This is a genomic window from Marinobacter koreensis (assembly GCF_023156285.1).
Lineage (GTDB): Bacteria > Pseudomonadota > Gammaproteobacteria > Pseudomonadales > Oleiphilaceae > Marinobacter > Marinobacter koreensis.
In genome coordinates, this window is sequence record NZ_JAKZAJ010000003.1 from 541442 (window position 1) to 568440 (window position 26999).

The 26999-nt window shown below is 58.7% G+C and carries 23 protein-coding genes; 3 read left to right on the forward strand and 20 right to left on the reverse strand.

The features are described from left to right. Position 1 precedes the first annotated feature (1 nt). From trpB to leuC, 8 genes are all read right to left on the reverse strand, one after another. Complete coding sequence (gene trpB, locus MLD04_RS10825; RefSeq protein ID WP_248158279.1) at positions 2–1198, reverse strand: tryptophan synthase subunit beta; 1197 nt, start codon at positions 1196–1198, stop codon at positions 2–4. 4 nt (positions 1199–1202) lie between these two features. Next, positions 1203–1832 carry a phosphoribosylanthranilate isomerase gene (locus MLD04_RS10830; RefSeq protein WP_248158087.1) on the reverse strand — a complete coding sequence of 210 codons (630 nt, stop codon included), beginning with the start codon at positions 1830–1832 and terminating at the stop codon, positions 1203–1205. Further along, positions 1829–2737, reverse strand: coding sequence for a tRNA pseudouridine(38-40) synthase TruA (gene truA, locus MLD04_RS10835; protein ID WP_248158093.1), 909 nt, complete (start codon positions 2735–2737; stop codon positions 1829–1831). The genes MLD04_RS10830 and truA overlap by 4 nt, the downstream gene beginning before the upstream one ends. Before the next feature lie 100 nt (positions 2738–2837). After that, positions 2838–6089, reverse strand: a complete 3252-nt coding sequence (locus tag MLD04_RS10840) for a FimV/HubP family polar landmark protein (RefSeq protein ID WP_248158094.1) — start codon at positions 6087–6089, stop codon at positions 2838–2840. 314 nt (positions 6090–6403) lie between these two features. Further along, entirely contained in the window at positions 6404–7519 is a 1116-nt protein-coding gene (asd, locus tag MLD04_RS10845; protein ID WP_248158095.1) for an aspartate-semialdehyde dehydrogenase, read from the reverse strand. Positions 7520–7651: 132 nt separating this feature from the next. After that, on the reverse strand, positions 7652–8725 hold the full coding sequence (leuB, locus tag MLD04_RS10850; RefSeq protein WP_248158096.1) for a 3-isopropylmalate dehydrogenase: 1074 nt from the start codon (positions 8723–8725) through the stop codon (positions 7652–7654). Between the two features lie 31 nt (positions 8726–8756). Continuing rightward, the gene (gene leuD / locus MLD04_RS10855) at positions 8757–9404 is read right to left on the reverse strand and encodes a 3-isopropylmalate dehydratase small subunit (RefSeq protein WP_248158098.1); all 648 of its coding nucleotides are present in this window, start codon (positions 9402–9404) and stop codon (positions 8757–8759) included. Between the two features lie 17 nt (positions 9405–9421). Beyond that, positions 9422–10840, reverse strand: a complete 1419-nt coding sequence (gene leuC, locus MLD04_RS10860) for a 3-isopropylmalate dehydratase large subunit (protein WP_248158100.1) — start codon at positions 10838–10840, stop codon at positions 9422–9424. A gap of 156 nt (positions 10841–10996) precedes the next feature. On the opposite strand from leuC, the gene MLD04_RS10865 reads away from it, so the two are divergent. Both MLD04_RS10865 and MLD04_RS10870 read left to right on the forward strand, forming a co-directional pair. Then, on the forward strand, positions 10997–11899 hold the full coding sequence (locus tag MLD04_RS10865; RefSeq protein ID WP_248158102.1) for a LysR family transcriptional regulator: 903 nt from the start codon (positions 10997–10999) through the stop codon (positions 11897–11899). 41 nt (positions 11900–11940) lie between these two features. Next, complete coding sequence (locus tag MLD04_RS10870) at positions 11941–13104, forward strand: PilT/PilU family type 4a pilus ATPase (protein ID WP_248158104.1); 1164 nt, start codon at positions 11941–11943, stop codon at positions 13102–13104. Here MLD04_RS10870 and MLD04_RS10875 read toward each other — a convergent pair. The 10 genes from MLD04_RS10875 to MLD04_RS10920 form a co-directional block, all read right to left on the reverse strand. After that, positions 13068–14315: an MFS transporter gene (locus MLD04_RS10875; protein ID WP_345799619.1), complete on the reverse strand. Its 1248-nt coding sequence runs from the start codon at positions 14313–14315 to the stop codon at positions 13068–13070. The genes MLD04_RS10870 and MLD04_RS10875 overlap by 37 nt on opposite strands. A 124-nt stretch (positions 14316–14439) precedes the next feature. Then, on the reverse strand, positions 14440–15534 hold the full coding sequence (gene aroC, locus MLD04_RS10880; protein WP_248158105.1) for a chorismate synthase: 1095 nt from the start codon (positions 15532–15534) through the stop codon (positions 14440–14442). Between the two features lie 37 nt (positions 15535–15571). Further along, positions 15572–16474 carry a 50S ribosomal protein L3 N(5)-glutamine methyltransferase gene (prmB, locus tag MLD04_RS10885; RefSeq protein WP_248158106.1) on the reverse strand — a complete coding sequence of 301 codons (903 nt, stop codon included), beginning with the start codon at positions 16472–16474 and terminating at the stop codon, positions 15572–15574. 86 nt (positions 16475–16560) lie between these two features. After that, positions 16561–17763 (reverse strand): patatin-like phospholipase family protein, encoded by a 1203-nt coding sequence (locus tag MLD04_RS10890; protein ID WP_248158108.1) that lies wholly within the window; start codon positions 17761–17763, stop codon positions 16561–16563. 3 nt (positions 17764–17766) lie between these two features. Further along, entirely contained in the window at positions 17767–18678 is a 912-nt protein-coding gene (locus MLD04_RS10895; RefSeq protein WP_248158111.1) for a DUF4892 domain-containing protein, read from the reverse strand. Further along, positions 18671–19591 (reverse strand): alpha/beta fold hydrolase, encoded by a 921-nt coding sequence (locus tag MLD04_RS10900; protein ID WP_248158113.1) that lies wholly within the window; start codon positions 19589–19591, stop codon positions 18671–18673. The genes MLD04_RS10895 and MLD04_RS10900 overlap by 8 nt, the downstream gene beginning before the upstream one ends. Positions 19592–19604: 13 nt before the next feature. Continuing rightward, positions 19605–19955 (reverse strand): PilZ domain-containing protein, encoded by a 351-nt coding sequence (locus MLD04_RS10905; protein ID WP_008171779.1) that lies wholly within the window; start codon positions 19953–19955, stop codon positions 19605–19607. A 120-nt stretch (positions 19956–20075) separates the two neighbouring features. Next, positions 20076–21104: a DNA polymerase III subunit delta' gene (locus MLD04_RS10910; protein ID WP_248158115.1), complete on the reverse strand. Its 1029-nt coding sequence runs from the start codon at positions 21102–21104 to the stop codon at positions 20076–20078. Continuing rightward, a complete protein-coding gene (locus MLD04_RS10915; protein ID WP_248158283.1) occupies positions 21101–23143 on the reverse strand; it encodes a transglutaminase TgpA family protein in 2043 nt (680 codons plus the stop codon). Before MLD04_RS10915 ends, MLD04_RS10910 begins: the two co-directional genes overlap by 4 nt. A gap of 11 nt (positions 23144–23154) precedes the next feature. Further along, positions 23155–24198 (reverse strand): DUF58 domain-containing protein, encoded by a 1044-nt coding sequence (locus MLD04_RS10920; RefSeq protein WP_248158116.1) that lies wholly within the window; start codon positions 24196–24198, stop codon positions 23155–23157. Between the two features lie 177 nt (positions 24199–24375). On the opposite strand from MLD04_RS10920, the gene MLD04_RS10925 reads away from it, so the two are divergent. Next, positions 24376–24993 carry a hypothetical protein gene (locus MLD04_RS10925; RefSeq protein WP_248158117.1) on the forward strand — a complete coding sequence of 206 codons (618 nt, stop codon included), beginning with the start codon at positions 24376–24378 and terminating at the stop codon, positions 24991–24993. Here the strand turns inward: MLD04_RS10925 and MLD04_RS10930 are convergent. Beyond that, complete coding sequence (locus MLD04_RS10930) at positions 24987–25895, reverse strand: DUF6160 family protein (RefSeq protein WP_248158118.1); 909 nt, start codon at positions 25893–25895, stop codon at positions 24987–24989. The genes MLD04_RS10925 and MLD04_RS10930 overlap by 7 nt on opposite strands. A gap of 93 nt (positions 25896–25988) precedes the next feature. Next, positions 25989–26999 (reverse strand): DUF6160 family protein, encoded by a 1011-nt coding sequence (locus MLD04_RS10935; RefSeq protein ID WP_248158119.1) that lies wholly within the window; start codon positions 26997–26999, stop codon positions 25989–25991.

The window sequence follows — 26999 nt, forward strand, 5'->3', positions numbered from 1 at the left end:
ATCAAATCTCGATGCCATCAAGGTTGGCAATAGTATGGATATCTTTGTCGCCCCGACCGGAAATGTTGATCACCAACATCTGATCCTTGTCCATTTCCGCAGCCAGCTTGACGCCATAGGCGACGGCATGGGCGGTTTCCAGGGCCGGCATGATACCTTCAACCCGGGTCAGTTTCCGGAATCCGTCAAGGGCCTCTTCGTCCGTTACCGACACGTAGTTTGCCCGCCCGATGTCCTTGAGCCAGGCGTGCTCGGGACCGACGCCCGGATAATCCAGTCCGGCGCTCACCGAATGGGTGCCGGCAATCTGGCCATTCTCGTCTTCCATCAGATAGGTCCGGTTTCCGTGCAAAACACCCGGGCGACCGGCACACAACGGCGCCGCATGCTGCCCGCTGGCAATCCCAAGACCACCCGCTTCAACGCCGTACAATTCAACATTTTCGTCTGCGAGGAACGGATGGAACATACCAATCGCGTTGGAGCCACCGCCCACACACGCCACAAGCGCATCCGGAAGCTTGCCCACCTTATCCATAGCCTGGCTTCGTATCTCACGACCGATCACTGACTGGAAATCCCTCACCAGCATCGGATAGGGATGCGGCCCGGCGACGGTACCAATGATGTAAAAGGTATCATCGACGTTGGTCACCCAGTCCCGCATGGCATCATTCATGGCATCCTTGAGCGTGCGCGTACCGCTTTGAACCGCATGCACCTCGGCACCCAGCAGTTTCATCCGGAACACGTTGAGCGACTGTCTCTGAACGTCCTCGGCACCCATGAAGACATGGCATTCCAGGCCGAGCCTTGCACAAACCGTTGCCGTTGCCACGCCATGCTGGCCAGCCCCGGTTTCCGCGATGATCCGCTTCTTGCCGAGAAACGCCGCCAGGAGGGCCTGCCCGATGGTGTTGTTCACCTTGTGTGCGCCGGTGTGGTTCAGATCTTCGCGTTTCAGCCAGATCTGGGCACCTCCGGTTTCACGGGTCAGCCGCTCGGCAAAATACAGGGGGCTTGGGCGACCGACATAGTCAGCCAGATCCTTGTCAAACTTTGCCTGGAATTCAGGATCCTGTTTGAGCTGAAGGTATTCCTTCTCCAGCGTCATCAGCGAATCCATCAGGGTTTCGGATACAAACCGTCCGCCAAAGGCACCGAAGTGACCCCGTGCATCAGGAAGTGCGCTCAGCATTTCTTCAGTCAGTTTTACAGACACGGTGAACCTCTTTGATGAAATCGGAAATTTTCTGGATATCCTTGATGCCCTTGCTACGCTCGACGCCGCCACTGACATCCACAGCCCATGGCTTCACCCGTGTTACGGCGTCGGCTACGTTAGCAGATGACAATCCGCCGGCCAATATAAGGGGCATGGGGCGACGGGCCGGGATCAGGCCCCAGTTAAACGATTGTCCCGTTCCTCCGAACTTGTCCGGGGCCCAGGCGTCAACCAGCAGACCGCTTGCGCCCTTATAATCGGAAAATGCCTGTTCGATCTGGCCTTCCTCACGTACCCGGACCGCCTTTATCCATCGACGTCCGAAGCTGCGGCAGAATTCCGGGGATTCGTCGCCATGGAACTGAAGCAGGTCCAGAGGCACCCGACTGAGCACCTCGTTTACGAAATCCGGTTGTGGGTTCACGAACAGCCCCACGGCCGATACGAACGCCGGAACTTCCCTGGCCAGAGCCACCGCATGATCCACAGTCACCGACCTGGGGCTGGGCTCGAAAAACACGAATCCCACGGCATCTGCGCCGCAACCGACAGCGGCACTGACGTCTTCAGGACGGGTCAATCCGCAGATTTTGACACGAGTGCTCATGAGCCGCCTTTCGCCTGTTTCGGGTGGATGTGAGTGGGCTCGATCGGTCGATTGTCATCATTCTGGAACCAGGGCGACACGAAACCCGGGCCACACTCCGCGCTGGGTATTCCATACTGTGAAGGATACCCCACATCGACCAGGTAAAGCCCGTCCGGCGGCGCGGTAACACCAGCGAGCCGTCGATCCCGGGAAGCCAGAACCTCGTCGATCCATTCCGGAGATTGAAGCCCCTGGCCAACCGCCATCAGTGCCCCGGCGATGTTGCGCACCATGTGATGAAGGAACGCATTGGCCTGTACATCAATTACGATGAATGAACCTCTTCGGGTTACCGAAATTTGCTCCAGAAAGCGGACAGGCGTTCGGGATTGGCACCCCGCGGCGCGGAACGACGTAAAATCGTGTTCACCGACCAGTACCTGGGCCGCCCGGTGCATGACCTCGGTGTCCAGCGGGCGGAACGTCCAGCTGACCTGGCCGCGCAGGATGCCCGGACGGACCGGATGGTTGTAGATGATGTATCGGTAGCGGCGATAAACAGCGGAAAACCGGGCATGGAAATCATCAACCCCCTGCCCCGCCCAATGCACCGCAATATCGTCGGGCAAGGCGGTATTGATTCCCATGACCCAGGACCGCAGATTCCTGACCGAGCCGGTATCAAAATGGGCAATCTGATAGCTCGCGTGAACGCCCGCATCGGTACGCCCGGCACAGACAAGCTCTACCGGTTGGTCGGCCACCCGGGATACAGCCCTGGCAAGTTCACCTTCAACGGAGCGCACACCGGACTTCTGCATCTGCCAACCGTGAAAGGCCCGGCCGTCGTATTCGAAGGCCAACGCCACACGGCCATTGCCGATTGGCGTCTCTGTCGTCAGTTGTTGCAGTTGCTGGAACAAAAGGAATTTCCGAAAAAAACCGTGCTACAAAAACAAAGCGCCGGCTTTACCCGGTAAACCCGGAGCCGGCGCTCGTCACCAATGCAGCGATTATAACGGATCAGGACAGATTTTTAAGGAGATCCTGCGCTTCCGTTTTCTGCTCATCATTTCCTTCCAGGGCCACCTCTTCGAGGATATCCCTGGCACCATCACTGTCACCCATCTCGATGTAGGCACGGGCGAGATCCAGTTTGGTTGCTGCTTCGTCGGTTCCGGCCAGGAAATCGAAATCGTCGTCGTCGCCGAGATCACTCTCGTCCAAATCATACGACTGGGGCTTCGCTTCGGGCGCTTCCGACTCTTCGCTGACTTCTTCACTGGCTACCGGAACTTCTTCCTCGGACAGATCATCGGCAGAGGGAGATTCCTGCTCAGCCAGATTTTCGAGAGACCCAAGATCGCCCAATTCCTCAGTGTCGGCCACTTCCTGCTCGGCACTGGGCTCTTCGCCCTCACCCAGAAGATCGCCCTCGCTCAGTGTATCCTCGAGACCCAGCTCCTCATCGAGTTCCGGAGTCTCTTCCTCGCCGTGGTTGGTGCTATCGGCGGAATCAGAGAATTCCTCCATCAATGCGAGGTCTTCATCAGAAACGTCCAGCTCCAGGTCGTCGAGGGAGGACTCTTCCATTTCCTCGCCACCGAGCTCTTCCTCATCATCGGCCACTTTGTCGAGTTCGGCATCAAGCTCGTCAAGGAAGGACTCATCCAGGCCATCAAACTCCTGCTCGGCGCTGGTTTCGTCGCCCAGATCTTCCGCAGATCCAGTTTCCTCGGACTCAGAGGCAATATCAGCTTCTCCGAGATCAGTGGCGGTTTCTTCGGCAGTGTCCTCGAGCTCACCAAGGTCGAAATCGAGACTCAGATCCTCTTCTTTCTCTTCAGAGGATGCCGGCTGCTCTCCCTGCTCCTCAAGATCGATTTCCAGAGAGGAGTAGTCCGTTTCTTCCAGATCACTGGTCTCTTCACCGGCGTCGGATTCTTCTGACGCCTCTTCCTGCTCCGGCATCTCGAATTCGATCATGTCATCGCGCTGATCGGTCGCCGCTTCCTCTGACGAGGATTCAGCTTGCTCGACTTCGCTCAGGTCGAAATCGGACATATCCGAATCAAAGTCGCCGAACGCGTTCTCGACTTCGTCCTCTTTGCTCGAATCATACTGATCAGCAAGGAGCTCATCGGAAATATCCATGTCCTCTTCGGCGGAAGCCTCAGAATCGGATGTTTCGGCGGTCTCCTCACCAGACCCGAAAGAGTCCGAACGCAACTGGGATTCGAGATCGTCAATGCTGGGCATCGCCTCGGCCTCTTCCAGGCGCTCCCGCAAAACGCTGGCTTCGGCGAGGGCGTGCTCATCGTCGAGCGCCTCGATTTCACCATACTGCTTTTCGAAGGAGTCCCGGTCCTGGCTATCCGCATACACGCCCAGAAGCTTCAGACGCAGGTCGGTGCGGCTCGGCTCCCGGGAAATCGCCGTCTCCAGGGTTTGCGCTGCCTGGTCGTGGCGACCATAGGCAATGTAGGCGTCGGCCTCGGAGATTGCATCCCCCTCACCGGGCTTTTCCGTTTCCTCTTCGTCGAGGCTCAGATCAAACGAATCTGCACCATCCTCATTCTCACTATTGAGCTGCTCGTAAAATGCTTTTTCCCGGTTGGCGTTCCTGCGGGCCAACAGCAGTAGCAGCAGCAACAGAACAATCAAACCACCGCCAAGGCCGATCTGATACATCGGATTGTTCAGGATTCTGTCGATGATGTTGGCGGGGAAGCCCTTTTCCTGTGCTGCCGGTTGAGCCGCCGCAGGCTGGCTTTCCGGCTGGGCAGACTCCGAGTTGCTTGCAGTCCCGACCTGGGACTGAGCGGTCTCCGGCGATTCACTGGCCGACGGCTGAGCCGGCTCCTGCGTTGTCGGTTCTGCCGTATCGGCCTCCGCCTGCGTTTCGGTCATGGCGGTTTGGGGTTGCTCCCCCTGGCCGGTTTCAGATGCAGCTTCTGGCGCGGCACCTGTATCAGTCATCGCTGGTTCGCCCTGAGCGGACTCGGGTTCGCCGGACGCGGCTGCCTCTGGCTGATCTGAGCTCTCGGACATCGCGCCCTGATCAGGAGCCGTCTCGGCTACGTCGGTGCCGGTATCCGCCTGCGGGGAACCCGACGTGGCAGATTGGGCCTGGTCCTGCTCTCCAGTCATCTGCTGGAGGTCCGCCAACTGGCTGTTCTTCAGCTCAAGCAAACGCTGGAGGGTCTGAACCTGATCCTGCAGATCTTCGACGCGACTGTTGAGATCGGCATTTTCACGTCGCGCGCTCTCCAGTTCTTCCATAGCCACTGCGTTTCCGGCGTCGACACCGCCCGGCAGTTTACTGTCACCACCGGCAGAGCCACCATCGGCTGTGTCTTTGGCGCCCTTGTTATCGGCAACAAGGAGCTTGAGCTCATCGCCGCCAGACGACGCCGCGGCAGTGCCCTGACTGGGCTTATTGGTCGCGGTCGCATCCACGGTACGCTTCGGAGACTTGAACTCTTCATTCTGCTGACTGACCAGACGCGTTGCTTCCGCGCGGCTGCGCCGCTGAATCTGTTCAAGTGACGGAATACGGAGTACCTCTCCCCGCTTCAGGCGGTTGATATTGCCGCCCATAAAGGCATCGGGGTTCTGGTCCTGGAGGGCGAGCATGACCTGCTGCATCGAGACGCTGTTATTCGGGCGGACCTGAGCAGCAATGGTCCACAGCGTGTCGGAAGGTCCGGTGGGACCGAAGGTGTCCGCGGCATAACGGCCTGAATCGGCCATTGCAGTTTCCGCCTGCGCCTGGCGGCGTACAGACTCACGACTCCTTGCAGGCTCGGTCCGGCTGGTGCTTGCGGCAGGCGTGGTAGGAGCAGCGACCTGTTCCTTGACGCCGGACTGCTCAGCGTAGACGGGGGGATCGACGAGAACCGCGTATTCCCTCATCAGGCGGCCGTTCGGCCAGGTCAGCTCGAGCAGGAAGTTCAGGTAGGGCTCGCGAAGCGGCTCCCTGGACGAGACGTTCACAACCAGGTTGCCGTCCGTACCCGTCACCACCTCGAAACGGAGCTTACTCAGAAACTGGCTGCGATCGAGGCCCACTCTCTCGTAGGCGGACTCCGGGGCCAGGTTGACGAAGACATCGCCGGGACTGACACCCTCGCTCTGCGGCAGAACAATCTCCGCATCCAACGGCTCGTTCAGATAGGACTGAAGTTCAATCTCTCCAAGGCCAAGGGCCTGTGCGACGCCGGAACCGAGCCCTCCCGCCAGAGCCAGTGCAACCGCAAGCTTGCGTACCTTCATGCTTTTTCCTTTCCAGTCTCCGTTATTCGTTGCTGCTTTCATTCAAACAGAATCGGATGAGGTTGGATGACTTCCGTCTGGATATTGTTCGTTATTATGTCGTTATTTTAATAGTCAATTTCGCAAGTATTGTTGATAAAACTTCTTTTATCAATCAATCAGCCGCAATCCTTGCACCATTTTTTTATCTATCGCACGGAACTGCCTACCGTCCTTGAAAATAACAGGGGCGGAGGCCGAAATCAGCCTCCGCCCCTCAACCGGTTTCCTGAAACCGGACACAGTTGGCATTAATGACCACTGTGTAACATTTCTTAACGCTCCTGAAGGATCCGGAGCATCCGCCTGAGCGGCTCTGCGGCTCCCCACAGCAGCTGGTCACCGACGGTGAACGCGGAAATATATTCCGGCCCCATCGACAGCTTGCGGATCCGACCGATCGGAATACTGAGCGTTCCGGTCACCTTCGCCGGGGTCAGTTCTTCCATGGTGGCATCTTTCTCGTTCGGGATGACCTTGACCCAGTCATTGGCACCGGCAAGCGTGCTCTCGATCTCGGAGACCGACAGGTCCTTTTTCAGTTTGATGGTCAACGCCTGGCTGTGGGAACGCATGGCGCCAATGCGAACACAGAGACCGTCGATCGGGATCGGATTGTCGCTCCGCCCCAGGATCTTGTTGGTCTCGACGCCGGCCTTCCACTCTTCCTTGCTCATCCCGTTATCGAGCTGTTTGTCGATGAACGGAATCAGGCTCCCGGCGAGCGGAACACCAAAGTTGTCGGTGGGGAATTCACCGGAGCGCATGGTGTCGGTCACCTTGCGGTCTATGTCCAGGATCGCCGAGGAAGGATCTTCCAGTTCGGATTTCACCGCACCGTTGAGTGCCCCCATCTGGTTCAGCAGCTCACGCATGTGCTTGGCACCCGACCCGGACGCCGCCTGATAGGTCATCGGTGATACCCACTCGATCAGGTCCTGCTCAAGCAGACCACCGAGAGCCAGCATCATCAGGCTTACGGTACAGTTGCCGCCGATGTAATCCTTCACGCCCTTATCGAGCGCCGCATCGATCACGTTGCGGTTCACCGGATCCAGAACAATCACCGAATGATCGACCATCCTCAGCGTCGAGGCGGCATCGATCCAGTAACCTTGCCAGCCTGCATCACGCAGCTTCTGGTATACCTCGGTGGTGTAGTCGCCACCCTGGCAGGTTACGATGACATCCATGGTTTTCAGGGTGTCGATATCAAACGCATCCTGGAGCGGAGGCACACCCTCTTTACCGACATCCGGAGCCGGCTTCCCGGTCTGGGAAGTGGAAAAAAATACCGGATCGATGTCGGCGAAATCGTTTTCTTCACGCATGCGCTGCATGAGGACAGAGCCCACCATGCCACGCCAGCCTACAAGTCCAACTCGCTTCATGTGCGACCTTTGAACCTCGTTTTTTATGCCCGCCCTTTACCGTTATCGCTGGCAGGGACAGGATGGATGATCCCGCGGCAACTGCATCCTGTTGCCGTCGGGTCTCAAATATAACGGACCGGGCCACGCCGCTTACAATGCGGCGAGGACGGCCTCCCCCATCGCCCGGGTGGAAACCTTTTCCGCGCCCTCGGACATGATGTCCGCCGTGCGCAGGCCCTGATCCAGCACCTTGCTGACCGCCGCTTCGATGGCTTCGGCGGCTTTTTCTTCGCCAAGACTGTACCGCAACATCATCGCAGCACTGAGAATGGTGGCCAGCGGGTTGGCAATGCCCTTACCGGCGATGTCCGGCGCCGAACCGTGACAGGGCTCGTACATACCCTGCTTCTGGGCGTTCAGCGACGCCGACGGCAACATGCCGATCGAGCCGGTGAGCATAGCCGCTTCGTCGGAAAGAATATCACCAAACATGTTGCCAGTCACAATTACGTCAAACTGCTTGGGCGCGCGAACCAGTTGCATGGCGGCGTTGTCCACGTACATGTGAGACAGCTCGACATCCGGGTATTCACGTTTCAGGTCCTCCATGATTTCCCGCCACATTACAGTGACTTCCAGCACATTGGCCTTGTCGACAGAGCATAGCTTCTTGCCCCGTTGCTGTGCCGCTTCAAAGGCCACCCGACCGATGCGACGAATTTCCGATTCGGTGTAGGCATAGGTGTTGTAGCCCTGCCGCTCACCGCTTTCGAGTTCTCGTACGCCGCGCGGCTGACCGAAATAGATGCCACCGGTCAACTCCCGCACGATCATGATATCCAGCCCGGATACCACCTCCGGCTTCAGGGACGATGCCGACGCCAGTTGGGGATAGAGAATCGCCGGCCGGAGATTGGCAAAGAGCTGCAGATTGGAACGCAGGCCCAGCAGGCCTTTCTCAGGCCGCTTGGCCATGGGCAGACTGTCCCACTGGGGACCACCCACGGCGCCCAACAGGATGGCGTCGGCCTCTTTCGCTTTCGCCAGCGTCGACTCCGGTAACGGCGTGTCGTCTTCTTCAATGGCGGCGCCACCGACCAGCGCGGTTTCAAAACTCAGACCAAGGCTGAACTGATCGTTCACCTTGTTCAGGACCTTCTCGGCCTCGGCAACAATCTCCGGGCCGATTCCGTCGCCCGGGAGCATGAGGATTTTTCTGGACATGGAACGTTTCCTTAAATCTTTGGGTGTTTGATCAGTTGCCCGCGTTGAACAGCCAGGGTGCTGTCTGTTTGCGCTTCTCTTCGTAATCGCGGATCAGCTCGGCATCCTCAAGGGTGACACCGATGTCATCGAGCCCGTTCAGCAAACAGTGGCGGCGGAAATCGTCGACGTCGAAGCCGAAAGACTCGCCGGACGGCGTGGTGACTGTTTTCGCCTCCAGATCCACCGTCAATTGGTAGCCGTCTTTCTCTTCCGTCTCCCGGAAAAGCTGGTCAACCACTTCTTCCGGTAAAACAATGGGTAACAGGCCATTCTTAAAGCAGTTATTGTAGAAAATATCGGCAAAGCTCGGTGCGATAATGACCCGGAACCCGAAATCGTCCAGTGCCCAGGGCGCGTGCTCCCGACTGGAACCACAACCGAAGTTGCTGCGAGCCAGCAGCACACTGGCGTTTTTGTAACGATCCTGATTCAGAATGAAGTCCGGATTCAGCGGGCGCTGGGAGCAATCCTGATCCGGCTTGCCTTCGTCCAGGTAACGCAGCTCATCAAACAGGTTCGGGCCGAAGCCGGTCCGCTTGATGGACTTCAGAAATTGCTTGGGAATGATCATGTCCGTGTCCACATTGGAACGGTCCATGGGGGCAACAATACCCTGGTGTTGCGTAAATGCGCGCATGGTCTCTCTCCTGTGGCTCAGTGCATCAATTCACGGACATCAACGAAATGGCCGGTCACTGCAGCAGCAGCCGCCATGGCCGGGCTGACCAGGTGGGTACGCCCACCAAAGCCCTGACGGCCCTCGAAGTTACGGTTGGAGGTGGAGGCGCAATGTTCGCCCTGGCCCAGCTTGTCGGCGTTCATCGCCAGACACATGGAACAACCGGGATCCCGCCATTCCAGCCCCGCCTCGATGAAGATCTTGTCCAGACCCTCCTGCTCGGCCTGGACCTTCACCAGACCGGAACCGGGCACCACCATGGCCTGCTTGAGACTCGGGGATACCTTGCGCCCCTTGACCACTGCCGCGGCTTCCCGCAGGTCTTCGATGCGGCTGTTGGTGCAGGAACCAATAAAGACACGATCGAGCTTGATATCCGTAATTTTCTGATTCGGCTGCAGGCCCATGTACTTCAGCGCACGAACAATGCCCTCACGCTTGATCGGGTCCTCTTCCCGGGCCGGATCGGGAACGGCACCATCCACACCGGTGACCATTTCCGGGGAGGTGCCCCAACTGACCTGCGGCATGATTGCGGCCCCGTCCAACTCGACGACTTTGTCGAACTCTGCGTCGTCATCGCTGTGCAGGGTGTTCCAGTATGCGACTGCCTTGTCCCATTGATCCCCTTTCGGCGAGAACGGACGTCCGCGGACATAGTCGAGGGTGGTATCGTCGACAGCCACCATACCCACACGGGCGCCGGCTTCGATGGACATGTTGCAGATGGTCATCCGGCCTTCCATGCTCAAGCCACGAATGGCTTCGCCACCAAATTCGATTGCATATCCGGTTCCACCAGCGGTGCCGATCTTGCCGATGATCGCCAGCACGACGTCTTTGCCGGTCACACCGGGGCCGAGCTTGCCGTTCACCTTCACCAGCATGTTTTTCATCTTTTTCTGGACCAGGCACTGGGTCGCCAGTACATGCTCCACTTCGGAGGTGCCGATGCCGTGAGCCAGACACCCGAACGCTCCGTGCGTGGAGGTATGGCTATCACCACACACGATGCTCATTCCCGGCAGAGTGGCGCCCTGCTCGGGACCGATCACGTGGACAATACCCTGGCGCTGGTCCTTGATCTTGAATTCGAGGATGCCAAACTCATCGCAGTTCTTGTCGAGCGTTTCAACCTGAGTGCGGGAGACCGGATCAACGATGCCGTCGATGCCTTTGTCCCGGTCTGTGGTCGGGACGTTATGATCCGGCGTCGCAATGTTGGCGTCGATCCGCCAGGGCTTCCGTCCAGCCAGGCGGAGGCCTTCGAAGGCCTGGGGCGAAGTCACTTCGTGCAGCAGTTGGCGATCAATGTAGATCAGTGCGGAACCGTCGTCCCGCTGCTTGACCAGATGGTCGTCCCACAATTTGTCGTATAAGGTTTTGCCCGCCATGGTTCTCTCTCACTCTCTGGGGGTTTCTGGTGTTTGGCTATTGATCGCTATCTTACGCCCTCTTTCCGAATAACCTCAATTCATGTTTTTTATTCTTTGCATTCCGGTTTGGCATATTCTAGGTTTGTATGCTCCCCAAAATGCAGAGCAAACGCTATGGACTCAAACTCACTGCGAGCTTTTCTCACAATCGTCGATCAGGGCTCTTTCTCCGAGGCCGCGGAGGTTTTGCACCTGACGCAACCCGCGATCAGCAAACGTCTGGCCGCTCTGGAAACCCAGCTCGGAACCAAGCTGATTGACCGGAGCCACCGTGAGATACGCCTGACTGACTCCGGGAGCCGGCTGCTGCCCCATGCCCGGAAGATCCTGGATGAGATCCACAATGCGACGGTGGCGCTGTCACCGGATTCATCGGTGGTAGAGGGCGAGCTGGAGATTATTGCCAGCCACCACATTGGCCTGCATCACCTGCCGAACTGGTTGCGACGATTCACGAAGGCCTATCCGGACGTCACTCTGAATCTGCAGTTCATGGAGTCGGATGCGGCGTTCCATCAGATGCTGAAGCGGAATGCGGAGCTGGCCTTTGTCACACTCAGTGACAGTATGCAAAGCCAGTTCGTGGTATACGAACAATGGACTGACCCAATGGCTTTCGTTGCCGGTGCCGATCACGAACTGACGAACCGGCGGAACCTGTCTCTGGCGGACCTGGCTCCCTTTCCGGCACTGCTGCCGGATACGGCCACGGCCACATTCCGGACGGTCAGTCGACTGTTTCTCGAGTCCAATCTGCCGCTGAAGCAGCAGATTCCGACCAATTATCTTGAAACCCTCAAGATGATGACGAGTGTCGGGCTCGGGTGGAGTGTTTTGCCGGTCAGCATGCTGGACGACAGCGTGCGCGTGCTGGATGTCGGTTATTCCGTCAATCGAGTGCTTGGCGCCGTCGGTCTTGAAGGCCGGCAGCTCAGCCAGGCGGCGAGGGCCTTGCTGGAGGTCGTTCGGCTGGAAGAGACGGTGACAGAGAGGCGGGACAGGCCGGACGCTCCATAGCAAAAACCGCAACAAACGATAACAGCTGACCAGGAGCATTCATGGGCTTTGATGATTACCTCAAGATTCTCGCCAAACACGACGGATCGGATCTGTACCTGAGCACCGGCGCCCCGCCCTGTGCCAAGTTTCATGGCGCACTCAAGCCGATCGATCGGACACCCCTGGCTCCCGGCGTGATCAAGGATATTGCCTACAGCATCATGGACGAGGAACAGACGGCCGAGTTCGAGCAGGAACTCGAGATGAACCTGGCCTACAGCATTCGCAATATCGGGCGGTTCCGGATCAATATTTTCCGTCAGCGCAACGAGATCTCCATCGTTGCACGGAACATCGTGACCGAAATCCCCAATGCCGATGCCCTGGGTCTGCCTTCGATTCTCAAGGATGTCGTGATGTCCAAGCGCGGCCTGGTGCTGTTCGTCGGCGCAACCGGGTCGGGCAAATCAACATCCCTGGCAGCGTTGATCGATCACCGGAACAGCAATTCCGCTGGCCATATCATCACCATTGAAGATCCGGTGGAATACATCCACCGTCACAAGAAGAGCATCGTCAATCAGCGCGAGGTGGGCGTCGATACCCGCAGCTTCCAGAAGGCGCTGAAAAACACGCTTCGCCAGGCACCGGACGTAATCCTGATTGGCGAGATCCGGGATCGCGAAACCATGGAGCACGCCCTCGCCTTTGCCGAAACCGGCCACCTGTGTATTTCCACACTGCACGCGAACAACGCCAACCAGGCGCTTGACCGGATCATCAACTTCTTCCCGGAAGAGCGTCGGCCGCAGTTGCTGATGGACCTGTCGATGAACCTCCGGGCGTTTGTCTCCCAGCGGCTGGTGCCCACGATCGACAAGAAACGCTGCGCGGCCATCGAAATCCTGCTGGGGACCCCCACGATCAGCGAGCTCATCCTGCGTGGTGACATTGACGGCATCAAGGAGATCATGGAGAAATCGGCCAACCTGGGCATGCAGACCTTTGACCTGGCGCTGTTCAACCTCTGGAAGGACGGAAAGATCTCCGAGGAAGAAGCCCTGAAAAACGCCGACTCGGCGAACAACCTTCGCCTCAAGATCAAACTCCACGGACAGGGTGGCCAGGGTGCAACCTCATCATCCGCCGGCGCCGGAGCAGCTCCCAGTGGCAGCGGCCTGTCGCTTCAGCTTGAGGAAGACGAGGAGGATCCCGAGGAGTAAGCCGGATTTTCCACCTGAACGCGAGGTGGTGGCCTCAGGCCACGCCAGGTAATGACAATGGCCAGCGCCATGGCCACCGCGCCGCCAAGGAAGGCGGCGCTGGTACTCACACCGTCCACCAGGAACCCTGACAGCCAGGCGCCGACGGCGCCCCCCGCGCCAAATGTGAGGCCGCTGTACAGCGCCTGACCCTGACCGTGGTGATGTTGTCCGAAAAAGCTCTGTATGTACTGGACCGAAATGGCGTGCAGCGCGCCATACGATGCGGCGTGCAGGAGCTGGGCAAACACGAGGACCGCCACAAAGTCGGTCATTTCCGCAATCAGAAGCCACCGGATCATGGTCAGGAACAGCGCGCCAATGGCAATCTGTCGAACCGTGAATCGCCGCGTGAACCGGTGCATCACCAGGAACAAGCCAATTTCGGCAACCACTCCGAGCGACCACAGGAGCCCGGTCGACAACTTTCCGTAGCCGTGCTGTTCCAGGTGGATACTGAAAAACGTGTAGTAAGGCCCGTGGGAAACCTGCAGCAGGAAGTTCATCAGGAAAAACGTCACCACCGAAGGGTGCGTGACAATCTTCCGCAGACTGCCGCTGGGAGCCGACTGGCGCACCTCACCCCGCTCCGAGGGTATAAGAAACGCGGACACCGCAATGCCGGCGAACACGGGCAACAGAAGCCAGGGCAAGGTTCCGACCGGAACCCACTCGAGAATCCCGCCAACGCCGGCCACCGATGCGATAAAACCGACCGACCCCCAGAGCCGAACCTTGCCGTAACGGTCCCTCTGACTGCCCAGCGTTCTCAGTGTAATGACTTCATAAAGCGGCAGGATGGCGTTCCAGAAAAAGGTAAACGCCAGCATCACCAGCAACAGTCCGTAAAAACCGGGTTCCAGGAAGACACCCGCAAAAAACAGCGAACCGGTGATCGCCCCGAAGCGCACCAGCCGAACGCGCTGACCACTGCGATCCCCGAGCCATCCCCAGACACTAGGGGCCACGATTTTCGTGAGCTGGATTGTCGCCATCAAGGTGGCAATCTGGAGGTAGGAAAAGCCCCGATCCTGAAGATACAAAGACCAGTACGGCAGCAGCCCGCCAAGCAGCGCAAAAAACCAGAAGTAGAGATTAGAAAGCCGCCAGTAAATACCTGACCTCCTTTCAATGCCTGCGATATCGAGAGCTATGGCAATTTTGGCGGGAATGGCTGTTCAAAAATGTGGAGCGCCAGGGACGGCGCGACCAAGCCTTACAGGGATGTATTTACAGGCGTTTTTTGAACAGCCATTCCCGCCGAAATGGCTACGCCAACGCTCTCAGGCCAGGTGGTTAGAGCTGCCCCAGCACTGGGGTCGAAACGTCCACATCACCATTCTGACCCCGATGGCGCAGGTAGTGATCCATCAGAACAATCGCCATCATGGCTTCGGCAATCGGTGTCGCGCGGATGCCCACGCACGGATCGTGACGGCCGGTGGTGATCACCTCCACGGGGTTGCCATCCACATCAATGCTGCGGCCGGGCAGTCGGAGACTGGATGTGGGCTTCAGGGCCATGCTCGCGACAATCGGCTGGCCCGAGGAGATGCCACCGAGTACGCCGCCGGCGTTATTGGACAGGAAACCTTCCGGGGTCATCTCATCGCGGTGCTCCGTGCCCTTTTGCTCCACCGAATCAAACCCGGCGCCAATCTCCACACCCTTGACCGCGTTGATGCTCATCAGCGCGTGGGCCAGGTCCGCATCCAGGCGATCAAAGATCGGTTCGCCCAGTCCGGGAGGGACGTTCTCGGCCACCACGTTGATCCGCGCACCGATGGAGTCACCCTCTTTCCGAAGTGCATCCATGTAGGCTTCCATTTCCGGCACCTTGTCTGCATCCGGGCAGAAAAACGGGTTCTGGTGAACCTGATCCCAATCCAGCTTCTCCGCGCGGATTGGTCCCAGTTGCGAGAGATAGCCCCTGATCCGGATACCTAGCCGCTGTTCCAGGAATTTGCGCGCAACCGCGCCGGCCGCGACACGCATCGCCGTTTCACGGGCGGAGGAGCGGCCACCACCGCGATAGTCCCGTACCCCGTATTTGTGCATGTAGGTGTAATCGGCGTGCGCCGGACGAAACTGGGATGCGATTTTCGAATAGTCCTTGGAGCGCTGGTCGGTGTTCTCGATCAAAAGCCCGATCGGCGTACCCGTGGTTTTCCCTTCGAAAACACCGGAGAGAATCCGGACCTCGTCCGCCTCACGACGTTGCGTGGTATGCCGCGAGGTTCCCGGCTTTCGACGGTCCAGATCCCGCTGCATGTCGGCTTCCGACAGTTCCAGTCCTGGCGGGCACCCGTCGATGATGCAGCCCAGCGCCGCGCCATGGCTTTCACCGAAGGTGGTCACCGTAAACAGTTTTCCAAACGTATTTCCCGACATGATTCAGTATCTTATCCAGTTCTTATGAGAATTCGCTTCAAGATTGTCCGAGGGCTTGCCTGAGGTCTTCCGCGCGCAGCAGGAAAACACCGTCTCCGCCGTTTTCAAATTCCAGCCAGGTGAATGGCAGCTCCGGATAGGCTTCGTCCAGCGCCACCCAGCTGTTACCGACTTCCACGATCAGGAGGCCATTTTCAGTCAGATGATCCGCCGCCCCGGCGAGGATACGGTGAGCGATATCCAGGCCATCCTGCCCGGCGGCGAGGCCGAGCTCCGGCTCATGGCGATATTCTTCGGGCATCGACGCCAGATCCTGCGCATCCACGTAGGGAGGATTGCTCAGTATGACATCGTACTTGCCTGTGACACTGGCGAACACGTCTGACTTTACCGTTCTTACGCGATCGCCTACCCCGTGGAGCTCGATATTGGACTCTGCCACCGCAAGTGCATCTTCGGAGATATCCGAGAGATCCACCTCCGCCTCATCAAATACCATCGCAGCACCGATCCCGATACAACCGCTCCCGGTACAAAGATCCAGAACCCGCGTAACCGGAGTGTCGCCCAGCCAGGGCTGGAGGCCATTTTCGAGTAATTCACCAATCGGGGATCTCGGAACCAGCACCCGCTCATCCACATTGAACGGCATGCCCATAAACCAGGCTTCTCCGAGAAGGTACGCCAACGGCACTCGCTCATTCACCCGGCGATTAATACGATCAACAATCAACGTGCGCTCTTCACGGGTCAGCCGCGCGTCCAGAAACAGGGTGTTATTTTCCAGAGGCAGATGGAGGCTGCGCATGACGAGCTGGACGGCTTCATCCCAGACGTTGTCGGTGCCATGGCCGAAGAACAGCGAAGACGCCGCAAAACGGGAGGAAGCAAACCGGAGGTAATCGCGGACTGTCTGGAGGTCGTCAATCGGGGTGGTCACTGGACAAGGTTCCTGTTCTGGCGCATATCAGCGCGGGATTATACGCTGTTTCCACCCCCGGCTGCAGCCCACTGACACAGAGGTTTTCAGACAGCCAGGGGCCCGGAACTGTTGCGATTGAGTTCGTACCGGTCAAGAGCCGCCGCCATGCGTTCCCGCCCGAGCTGGATGAGCTCCGGCGCCTTGTGGTAGTCGTAGCTGCGACAGGCATTTTTAGGCACATTTACCAGCAGATCCGGCGGATAGCCTGCGATCTTGTACTGCACCAGCGCACTTTGCATCGTTTCGATCGTCAGGTTCATGACGTCGAACTTGCCGATCCCCAATTTGTCCCAGTCGATGGTTTCGTGCTCCTCTGCATGCCCCTTGTCTCCGCCGGGGTGTGCCGAGTGCTTTTTATCCTCTTTCTTCCGGACTTCCCTGCTGAGCTTTGTTTCCGGGCTGTCTTCATGCTGGGCCCTCCGGGAGGCGAGCGACTTGACGGTGTCCCAGTCAAACCAGCGAGAGGCCTTCTCCCGGATGGTATGGACCCATTCTTCCATATCGGCGTTTTCGTCCTCCTCAACGAAAGCAGCATCCGGAATCCGCCGCCGCTGGTCATCTTCGCCACTGAGGTTGACCGCCACAATCATGTCCGCGTGAGCCGAAATGGTTGGGATAATGGGGAGCGGGTTGAGCAGCGCGCCATCGACCAGCACTCGACCGTTCAAAACCAGGGGCGTAACCACGCTGGGAATCGCAACTGATGCCCGAATGGCCTGATCGAGCGGTCCTTCCTGGAACCAGACTTCCTTGTGGGCCAGAAGATCAGTGGCGACCGAGGTGTAAGCCAGCGGCAGATCCTCGATTCGGGTATCGCCCAGCATGTCGCGAACCACGGCAAAGATCTTCTCGCCCCGGATCGCGCCCACCGAATTGAAGGTCACATCCAGCAATTTGAGGACATCGAATTGTCCCAGGCCGGTCACCCAGTCTTTATAGGCCTGCATTTTTCCGGCCGCGAACATGCCACCAATCAGGGCCCCCATTGAGCAGCCGGAGATCGCGACGATTTCATAGCCTCGTTCAACCAGCATTTCGATGGCACCGATATGGGCATAGCCACGGGCACCGCCGCTACCGAGGGTCAATGCCACGGTTCGCCGCCTCGCCGGCCGCTTTCCCTCATCCTGCGAGGAAGCGACGGCAGAGACGTCCGATGTCTGCATGACTTTGGAAAGATTACTGTCTTGATCGGAAGAAGAAACCTTTTCGTTCCGGGGCTCTTGCTCTTCCTTGTCCCTGGCCATAGTTCACCTCGTAATGACGGAGATTTCGACCCGATTCCCCTGACGTTCCGGATCATCAATCGGGATCGTCGGGCCGACCACAAGCAGCCTTTGCTGATCCCGCCCGACACCGATCCGTGCCAACACGTCGGATAATGTCTCAGTGGCCGCCCGGGCACGCTCAATAGACTGGTCCAGGGTTTCATCGTCCTGCAGCGTCGAATAGCCCACTAACACCACGATCGCGCCCTTGTTTCCAGCCTGCTCGCGGATCTGTTGGCGGTCCGTGGACTGCCAGTCGAACTGATAGGTCACGCCGCCCTGCCAGGGCACAATGAGAGGCCCGGACACACGGTCTGACCCGGCGTCGAAGCCCGGCACCACCGCGCCATTCCCGACTTTCAGATGTTCCACCCAGACGTACTTTCGGAGGTTGCCCCGGGTTACCGTATAAACCAGCGTCAGCCATCGGGTGCCGTCCGGTTCCAGCGTTCCCGCGGCGAGATAGCTCTGTTCCGAATCCCGCCCGTTCAAGGTCGCCTGATCAAAGATACGATTGGCCCAGACCACGCTGCGACCACAGGACACCCCCGAACACTCGAACAGGATTTTCGCGCCCTGTTGCTGAAGCAGCGCAAGGTAATGATCCCGTGCCTGCTCGCGATTCACATCCCGGGGCAACTGGTACATCCTACCCTCTCCGGTGACAGGCAGACGAACCATCGTCTCGGCACGAACCTCGTCATTGACTTCGCGGACCGGACTGAGCAACACCAGATGGCCGCTGGAGCGCAGTTCCACCTGAACCTCCGGTGTCAACTGACGAAAAGCCTCCGGAAATGCCGCCAGCTCTGATGCCAGGCTGTTCAGAGGAAACAGGAGCACGGCTCCGACGAGGAGGACCAGTTTTCCGAGCAACGAGTGCCATTTATTCATCAGACAGAAAGGCTCCCACGGCTTCTTCGACGGCGTGGGTTTCACCATCGAGGTGGCAATGGTGGCCCCCCGGCACATCGACCGTGTCCAGATGGCTGATTCGTGAGGCACGATCCTCGAGCCCCTTTCGATAAGACAACAGCCCTTTGTCCGCGCGCACGAACAGGGTTGGCGTTTCAATAGCTTCAAGGGTGGCCAGAACCTGCTCCTCGCACATCATCAGCGGCGAGGGATGGCGCAGCCGAGGATCAGTCCGCCACACATAGCCTCCATCCACCGGTTCCATGTTGCGGGGCACCAGTGTTAACGCTGCTTCGTGGCTTAACGGACTGACCCCACCCTCCCGGGCGCGGGCAGCGGTGGCAAGGTCCGGATAAACGACAGATTTACCGGAGCCGTTGAGACGCTTCTTGATGGATCGGCGCAACTGCGGCACCGTCTCGGACACCGGTCGGCTGATCGCTCCTATGCTGTCGATCATCACCAGGCGACGGACGTTTTCCGGGAAAGCTGCAGCATAAAGACCGCAAACAATGCCTCCCAGCGAATGGCCCACCAGATCAACCGGTGCCGTCCCCTGTTCACTGAAATAGCGATCGATGACTTCGGCCAGATCCGCGACATAGTCCATTAGCAGATAGGACTGCCCCGCCGGTCGATGCCCGGATTTCCCGTGACCGGCCATGTCGATGGCATGCACATCCGACAATTCCGCCAGCGTCGGGCCCAGCTTTTCGAACGTCAGGCTGTTATCGAGCCAGCCGTGGAGAAGCAGCGTGGGAGGAGTCTTGGAAGCGCAGCCGGGGCACGACCAGGAGAGGCCGGCGAGATCGATGTTATTGAGAGACCAGGTTCTTTCCGAGCATTGACTCACCCCGGATCGGGTCCGGTCACAGACGGACGCATCATTCATGACAACGGAAGCCTCACATGGTGTGAGTCGGACGGTCGGAACTCAGCGAGCCGGCCAGATAGGATTCGATCTTTGTGCGTGCGGTTTCGTCGTCGCCATTGAACTGGACGCCAATGCCGGCCGCCCGGTTGCCCTGGGCGCCTTTGGGGGTAATCCAGATGACCTTGCCCGCAACCGGAATCTTCTCGGGTTCGTCCATGAGGTTCAGCAACAGGAACACTTCGTCACCCAGCTGATACTGTTTCTGGGTAGGAATAAACAATCCACCCTGACGGATGTAGGGCATATACGCCGCGTAGAGAACCGCCTTGTCTTTGATCGTCAGGGTAAGAATACCACTGCGCGCGCCAAATCCTGGGCCCATAACTGACACCTTTCACTGTGTTATCAGATCACTTGTCAAAAAGGGAGTAAAAAATTCCCTGACATTCCGAAATCATAGCAGCTAACGCGCCGGAACGCGTAGCCTTACCGGGGCAGACGCCTAACTGGCCCGCTTTCCGGGCATCATTGAACGCCAGGCCAGCAGGATTCTGGTCGCTTCCAGCTCCGGATTGGCGTTATAGACCCCGGCTGCACGACTCTCACGAATGTTGTCCAGGAGCTCGTGGGCCTTCCACGCCGGATTATGTCGGGCCAGAAATGACAGCATGTCCGCTGCTTCCGAGTCAGAGGGTTGTCCGCCCGCCGCGACCCGGGCCAGGTCCGCCGCCCACCCCTCAAGCAGGAACAGGGCGTCGTCCAGACCCAGCGCCTTGAAGGCCTTGGCAGCCTCGGCAACCGTCCCGCGCCCTTTCATGTATTGCCGAAAGGCCTCGAACGCGGCATCGCGGAGATCGAGAAAATCGCCGGAGACATACTCCGCCGCCAGCCTCGGTGCATTACCGGCCAGCATCAATGCCTTGGAAAGGACCTCCCCGGGATACACCTGATCCGGGTCCCTTTGTGCCAGGGTACGGGCCAGCCAGTCCTCGGCCTGCGGCTTTGGCGGCACGGGAATATTGAGCGCCTGACAACGGGAGCGGATGGTCGGCAGCAACGGCCGGCCGCTTTCCTGAAGAAGCAGAAGCGTGACGTCCGGAAGCGGTTCCTCCAGCGTTTTCAATAACGCGTTGGCGGCATTGATATTGAGCTGGTCAGCCCGATCAATAATCGCCACCTTATGGTGCGCAACCTGGGGCGAGGCAACGGCAAACGCGGACAGTGCGCGAACCTGGTCCACCTTGACCATCCGGGATTTTTCCGGTGCATAGACACGGACATCCGGGTGACTATCGGCCGCCAGCAGTTCACACTGCTTGCAGCGCCCACAGGCCACAGGCCGACCGGAATCGCCCCCGGTTGGCGAATCACAGAGCAGCAACTCCGCCACCGCCTCCGCCCACGCGCGCTTTCCGACGCCACGCTCGCCGTTGACGATCAGCGCGTGCGGCAAACGGTTCTCCGCGAAGCCGGCCTGAACCCGGTCCCAGGCCTGCTGGAGCCAGGGCATGTCTCTGGAAATATCAGTCACGATGTACGTTGGCTTCCTTGTTCCGGCCGCCGTAGCTGCCGTTTCATTACCGCGTTTAAACGGCGTAACCGCCGCAGTGCCTGAAGGTCCTCATCGGACGCCGGGTTATAGTAATGGTTGTTCACCATGCGGGCAAAATGTCTGGCGGTGCTTGCAATCGATGGCTGCACCCGGGCCAGACGCTCAGCCAGGGTATCCGGAGTTTCACCCTGGCGGACCGGCACGCCCGCCCGTTCGCAGGTCTGGTGCCACGCACGGATGACTCGCTGGTAGGCATCACGTCGCTCGCCGCGCCTCAGTTGCAGCGCCGAGAACAGCCCGGCCACAAGCAAGGCTGCGCCAACGATGCCGGCCGTCAGGTACCCCAGTTCCCGCAGGCCCAGCCCGCCGGAAAGGCGCGACATGAGATCCATCTGGCTCTGCCCCTGATACCCGACAACCCAACGCTGCCACTCGTAGTTGATGCGATCCAGCTGTAACGTCGCCCATTGCACAATGGCCAGATCCCGGTATTTCTGGGCGGACAATACCTCCCCCTCAAGGAAGGAGCCCTCATCGGCAACGGCATCGCGGAGACCCGACTCGACCCGCGCGGGCGAGATTGCCGCTGTAGGATCAATCCGTACCCAGCCCCGTTGCGGCAGCCATGCCTCGACCCAGGCATGGGCATCGTATTGCCTCACAATCAGATAATCGCCACCGGCTCCCGGTTCCCCGCCCTGGTAGCCCACTACGATTCTTGACGGAATACCGGCAGCCCGGAGGACAAAGGTCGTCGCACCGGCATAATGGGCACAGAATCCGCGCTTCTCATCGAACAGGAGCGCATCAATGCCATCGTCCGGCATTTTTGGCGGTCGCAATGTGTAGAAATAGGGCTGGGTTCGGAAACGCTCCAGCAAATGACCAATCACCTGAGGGTCTGAATAGTCCCGCGCAAGAGTGCGACCGAGCTCCCGGGCCCTGGGATTTCCCATGGCGGGGAGCTGAAGATAACGACGGCGTTGATCACTGGCTAACGCGAGCCCGGTTCCGGTTTGACCTTCCGACAGGCTGAGCCTATACCGAACCGGACTGTCCGCGGGCCTGCGGAACCGGAACAGGTCCTCCTCTTCTTCATAAACGTTATCGGAGGCAGGCGATGAGCCTTTCAACGCAAACGCCCACCGCTGGTCCGTCGGCTCCATCAGAACATCGTACTCGTTGGCCGCCAGCGGTCCCACGCCACCATCGACGGCCACTCGCCCCGGAGCCTGGAAGGGTTCCTCCCGGCTCTGTCGCCAGGTCTCCCCGTCCAGTCGATCAAGCACAAGCCCACGCCAATAGCGGTCACGGTAAGGGGGTATCGTGCCACCGAACGTTACCCGGAAAGCCCGTTCGCTGCTCTGCGCCAATCCGGAAATATCCCCCGGTTTCATGGTGTCGGTGATACCGGTACGTGCTTCTCCTGAAACCAGCGGTACACTCCACAAGGGTGACATGCGGGGAAAGAAGATAAACAGCAACACCACCACCGGCAGGGTTTTAAGAAGCAGCCCGCCCAGCCGTCGCCACCCCGAGGGGAAGCCGCCGGGAAGATCCGGCGCATTCAGGGACTGAAGTCCGATGAGCAACAGTGCCACCCCGGCAATATTGGTGATGGCCCAGAGTATGTCCTGCCGAAAAAGGAAGTTGACCGCAGCCAGGTAGGCAAGGATGAAAAACAGCACGTAAAAGTCCCGCGGTGCGCGGGTTTCCAACCATTTGAGCGCAACGGCGAGGACAAAGAACGAGGCCGCCGTGTCGACGGTGAAACGGGCCTTGACCGTGGCAATGTAGACCCCGATCAGCAGTAGCATTGTCAGCGTCCGCGTCCACCGTCCGGGGAGGCGTACCCGGCCAGTCTGCGCGAACCACCGCCATGCGGCCAGTATGCCACAGGCACTGATGAGCCACAGCGGCAACCGGTCCCACTGCGGCAGCAGAAGAACGGCGAATCCGGCGATCAACCACAGTAACGCGCCGGTCGGCACATCGCCCCGGGCCTTCCCTGCCGCCATTCCACTAGCGCTCACGCGGCACCTCCCACATGAACATCAGGGGCCGTTTGGGAATCCGACACTTCCCGGTCGCGGGTGCCATGCGGCCAGCGAATGGCATCCCTAGGGGGCTTCTGCCCCCACACAGCCAGTGCCCGGAGACAACGTTGGGTGTGCGTGGCCCCGGTATCCGGCTCGATTACCTGGCCCGGCAGCCTGAGACCAAACGGCGCCTGCTGTTTCGACCGGTCCTGAACCAGTGAAGACAGATAGCTGAGCCGCAGTTCGGCATCCACACCGGGGTAATGATTGAAATCCAGCCAATGCGGCTGTCCCTGGTCGCCCTGCCAGTCCGCCACCACCATCTGCCCGCTGCGGGCAAAGCGTTTCCATAGCACCCTCTGACTGAGATCTCCCTCACGCCAGGGGCGGAGATCGGCATGGTCCTGCCCCGGAGCAGACTGTGCAGCGTTTTCATCGTCTCCCTCTCCCATCATTAGCTGGGCCTCGGGAGCCTTGAGGGGCGCCGGAAATACAATCGCGGCCGTTGCCGGACGAAGCCAGGACCAGGCCTTGAGCAGGCCGAAGGGAAAGCGGGTTTCGATAAGGACGCGTTCCGGTCTCAGATACCCGCGTGAACTCGATGGCACGAAGAGCGCCACATCCACGGACTGATCCGGCAGCACATGAATAGGGGGCAGCACTTCGCCATCGCACGACAAACGGATCGCAACCGCCCCACGCTTGCTGGCCGTTGCTCTGAAATGAAACGGCACCGACTGACCGGCAAAATCCTCCCCCGTACGAAGAAGGGTCAGTTTCAATCCCGACAGGTTGTTGTGGGTTTGGTGCATGGCGCCAACAAAGACCGCCCCCAGCAGAAAAGTCATCAGGTAGATCAGGCTGTTCTGATAGTTGATGCCCGTCACCAGCATGATCAACAGCAGGATACCGAAGACCACACCCGCGCCGGTGGGAAGAATGAAGATCGTTTTCTGAGTGAACAATCGACTGTCTGATCGCGGCAGCCGGCGGTTCACCCAGGCTCGCCACCGATGCCGAAATGTTTTGAGCATGTTTTATGTCCTGACCTGCCACAGCAACCTCTGGCGCCGACTATACCAAGGCGCCTGCTGCTTTCGACAAACATACCGGAAATTGAAAGAGATTGATCACAATCCCGACCGGATCTGGTTGAAAAACATCCCCGGACACCAAATACTGGCCTGTGGAACCCATAACGAGGCCCTGCTATGAAAGGCAAAACCGCCCTGGCCGTCGCCATCGCCGGTCTGTCCGCCAGCCTCACGGCCCAGGCGGGCGTTGAAACAATGACATCGGATGAAATGGTCGACACTTACGTCAAGGATTCCGCCGTTATTGTCGTTCCCCGGGAGAAACGGAAAAGCGAAGCGGACAGGAAGAAGATCATCCGCTCACTGACCATCTCGCCGGGTGAACCCGTGGTAACAGAGGCCGAAGAGGAAGCCTATCGGGAAGCGCTTCAGCGCTATATGGAAGAAGGCAAAACCGATGCGCTGGACAATGCCCAGGAAGAATTCCTGCGCCGGGCGCTGCTCCTGCCAACCGGAGAAATCGCACAGGCCCAGCCGCCTGCGGACTTCACGCCGAACATTCCACCGCTGATCTTTGGTCAACAGGCGCAGATTCCCGAAGAGCCATTCACCCAGACCTTCCTCAACGATCAGCTGGGCATTGGTTTTGACGGGCAGAACGTGAACTTCTCGATCGGCAATCCGCCCGGTATCGACCAGATCCGGATTCCCCAGGCGATCAACGAAGGGCCGATCAGCCTGACTCCCCGCCCGGGTGGCGGCTTTGATCTGTCGATTGCGGTTCCGGATCAGTAGGGATTAAAGCGAATGGTTGTGTCGCTGACTCTCAGATTATCGAGTGTCGCGGCACCCAGGTCGACGCCACCAACCCCCATGCTCCCGACATTGACATCGGCTGCCATGGCATTGACTCGGATAGTTCGCAGGTCACTGGTTGATGCCCCGTTATTAACTTGCTCAGTCCCGACACTTGTGCTCATCACCGCGAAACCATTCTCGGCGCCGCTCACGGCCGTACTGACTTCCGATGACGTCATCCCTTCTGCACTGCCAAAGAAATCCGTCAACGCCTGCGAGCCGAGCAGAATACCGCCACTTTCAGTACCGGTAATCTGAAGGTTTCCAACGGACAGCCCGCCGGAATTCGAGATCAGGTCAAGATCGTCCAGCGTAAAAACCGCCAGACTATATTGCTTGGGGTTTTGACTGACAGCCGTGTCCGTCTGGATCCGGAAATCGGCGGACAACAATGTGCCCCAGGCTTCCAGGCCGTCCGCAAAACGGGTCGTCTGCCCGGAAGCAGAAACCAGATCGATCGCACCCGTGGACATACCCCAGTCGATGGTGCCGGCTGCGCTCAGTGGACGAAAGCCAATATTCAACGCCCCGGCCTGAGAAATATCGAAGGCAATGGTCAGATCGTCCAGCCGCTGCCCCAGCCCAAGGCTCTGGCCCGAGGTCGTCAAACCGGCACCGCCAAAGTTGAGATTACTTACCTTTGCCTGGCCACTGTCTTCAAAGGTCATTCCTCCCATCGAGATCTGGGAAGAAAGGTCTATTGAGAGTCCGGTACCACCGGTCACGCCTGAAAGATCATTGTCGGACACTGGTTTGAGTTCAGCGAAGGATTGACCGGCACAGAGCGATAAGACAACGCCCGCCATTGCCAGGTAATGCTTCTGAGTTGCCTTGCCCATGGTGTCATCCTCGCTCTTCGCCTGAAAAAAAAGCGCCCCAGTGAAATCCCGGGGCGCTTTCCTTATGTCAACGCCTCACGGCGAGACAAATGCTTAGTGGCCGTATACGGTCATCTGAGCATTGATCTTCATATCGGTCAGGTAAACGTCACCGATGGAGGCCGCATTAGCAGAGCCCATCCGGATGTTGGTCAAATCCAGATCACCGGAGAAGTCGTTGACGTTGAACGCCAGAGCGTCGTTACCAGCGGCGTTGGTCGCCTTGCCGATATCCACTTGCGCGTGCGCAAAGCTGGTATCAACCAGAGTGTTGTTATTGGCGTCGACGATTGTCAGGCCGTTGGTATCAGTGCCACGGGAGTTATGTAGTTTGAAGTCGATGTAAGTACCAACGAAGTCCGCGTTCAGGGTACCTTGCGCGTTGAAGTAGGCGTTGACGTTCATCGCATTCTGGTTTTCCTGAATGACAACGTCAATCGGACCCAGCATACCACTCATCTTGAAGTTGGAGATCAGAGTAGTACCAGTACCGGCACCCAGATTACCCAGGTTTGCAGACTCAGTGCTCTTGGCCAGCTTCACAGAGTCGATGCCGACACCGAAGTCCACCGGCGCACCAGAGACGGAGCGGATACCGATGACCAGGTCACCATCCTCAATCTGCGGCATGCCAGCTTCGTTGGCAGCAGCTGCCGGAGTGGTGGCAGGATCAGTTGATGTAGTTTGAGTGTTGGTCCAGCTTACGTTCGGCTTGGCGATCGCAGCACCTTCCAGGTAAGCGTTACCAACAGCGCCAGCGCCAGTATCCGCAACACCGCCAGTACCAGCAACGTCGATCATCAGTTTAACGTCATCCAGGTTGCCCTGGGCGCCGGTAGCCGGATCATAGGCACCGCCGATGCTCAGGCCGCTGATGGCGAGGAAGCCGTCGTCCTGGTATGCAACTTCACCGATGTCGACTTTGGTGGACAGTTCGATGGTGACACCAGACTGACCAGTGACGTCGCCCATGGCGATGTCGTTCATCGCCTTGAGCTCTGCGTTGGCTGCGAACGGTGCTGCGGCAATTGCGGTTGCCAGGGTAAGTTTTTTCAGGCCTTTCAT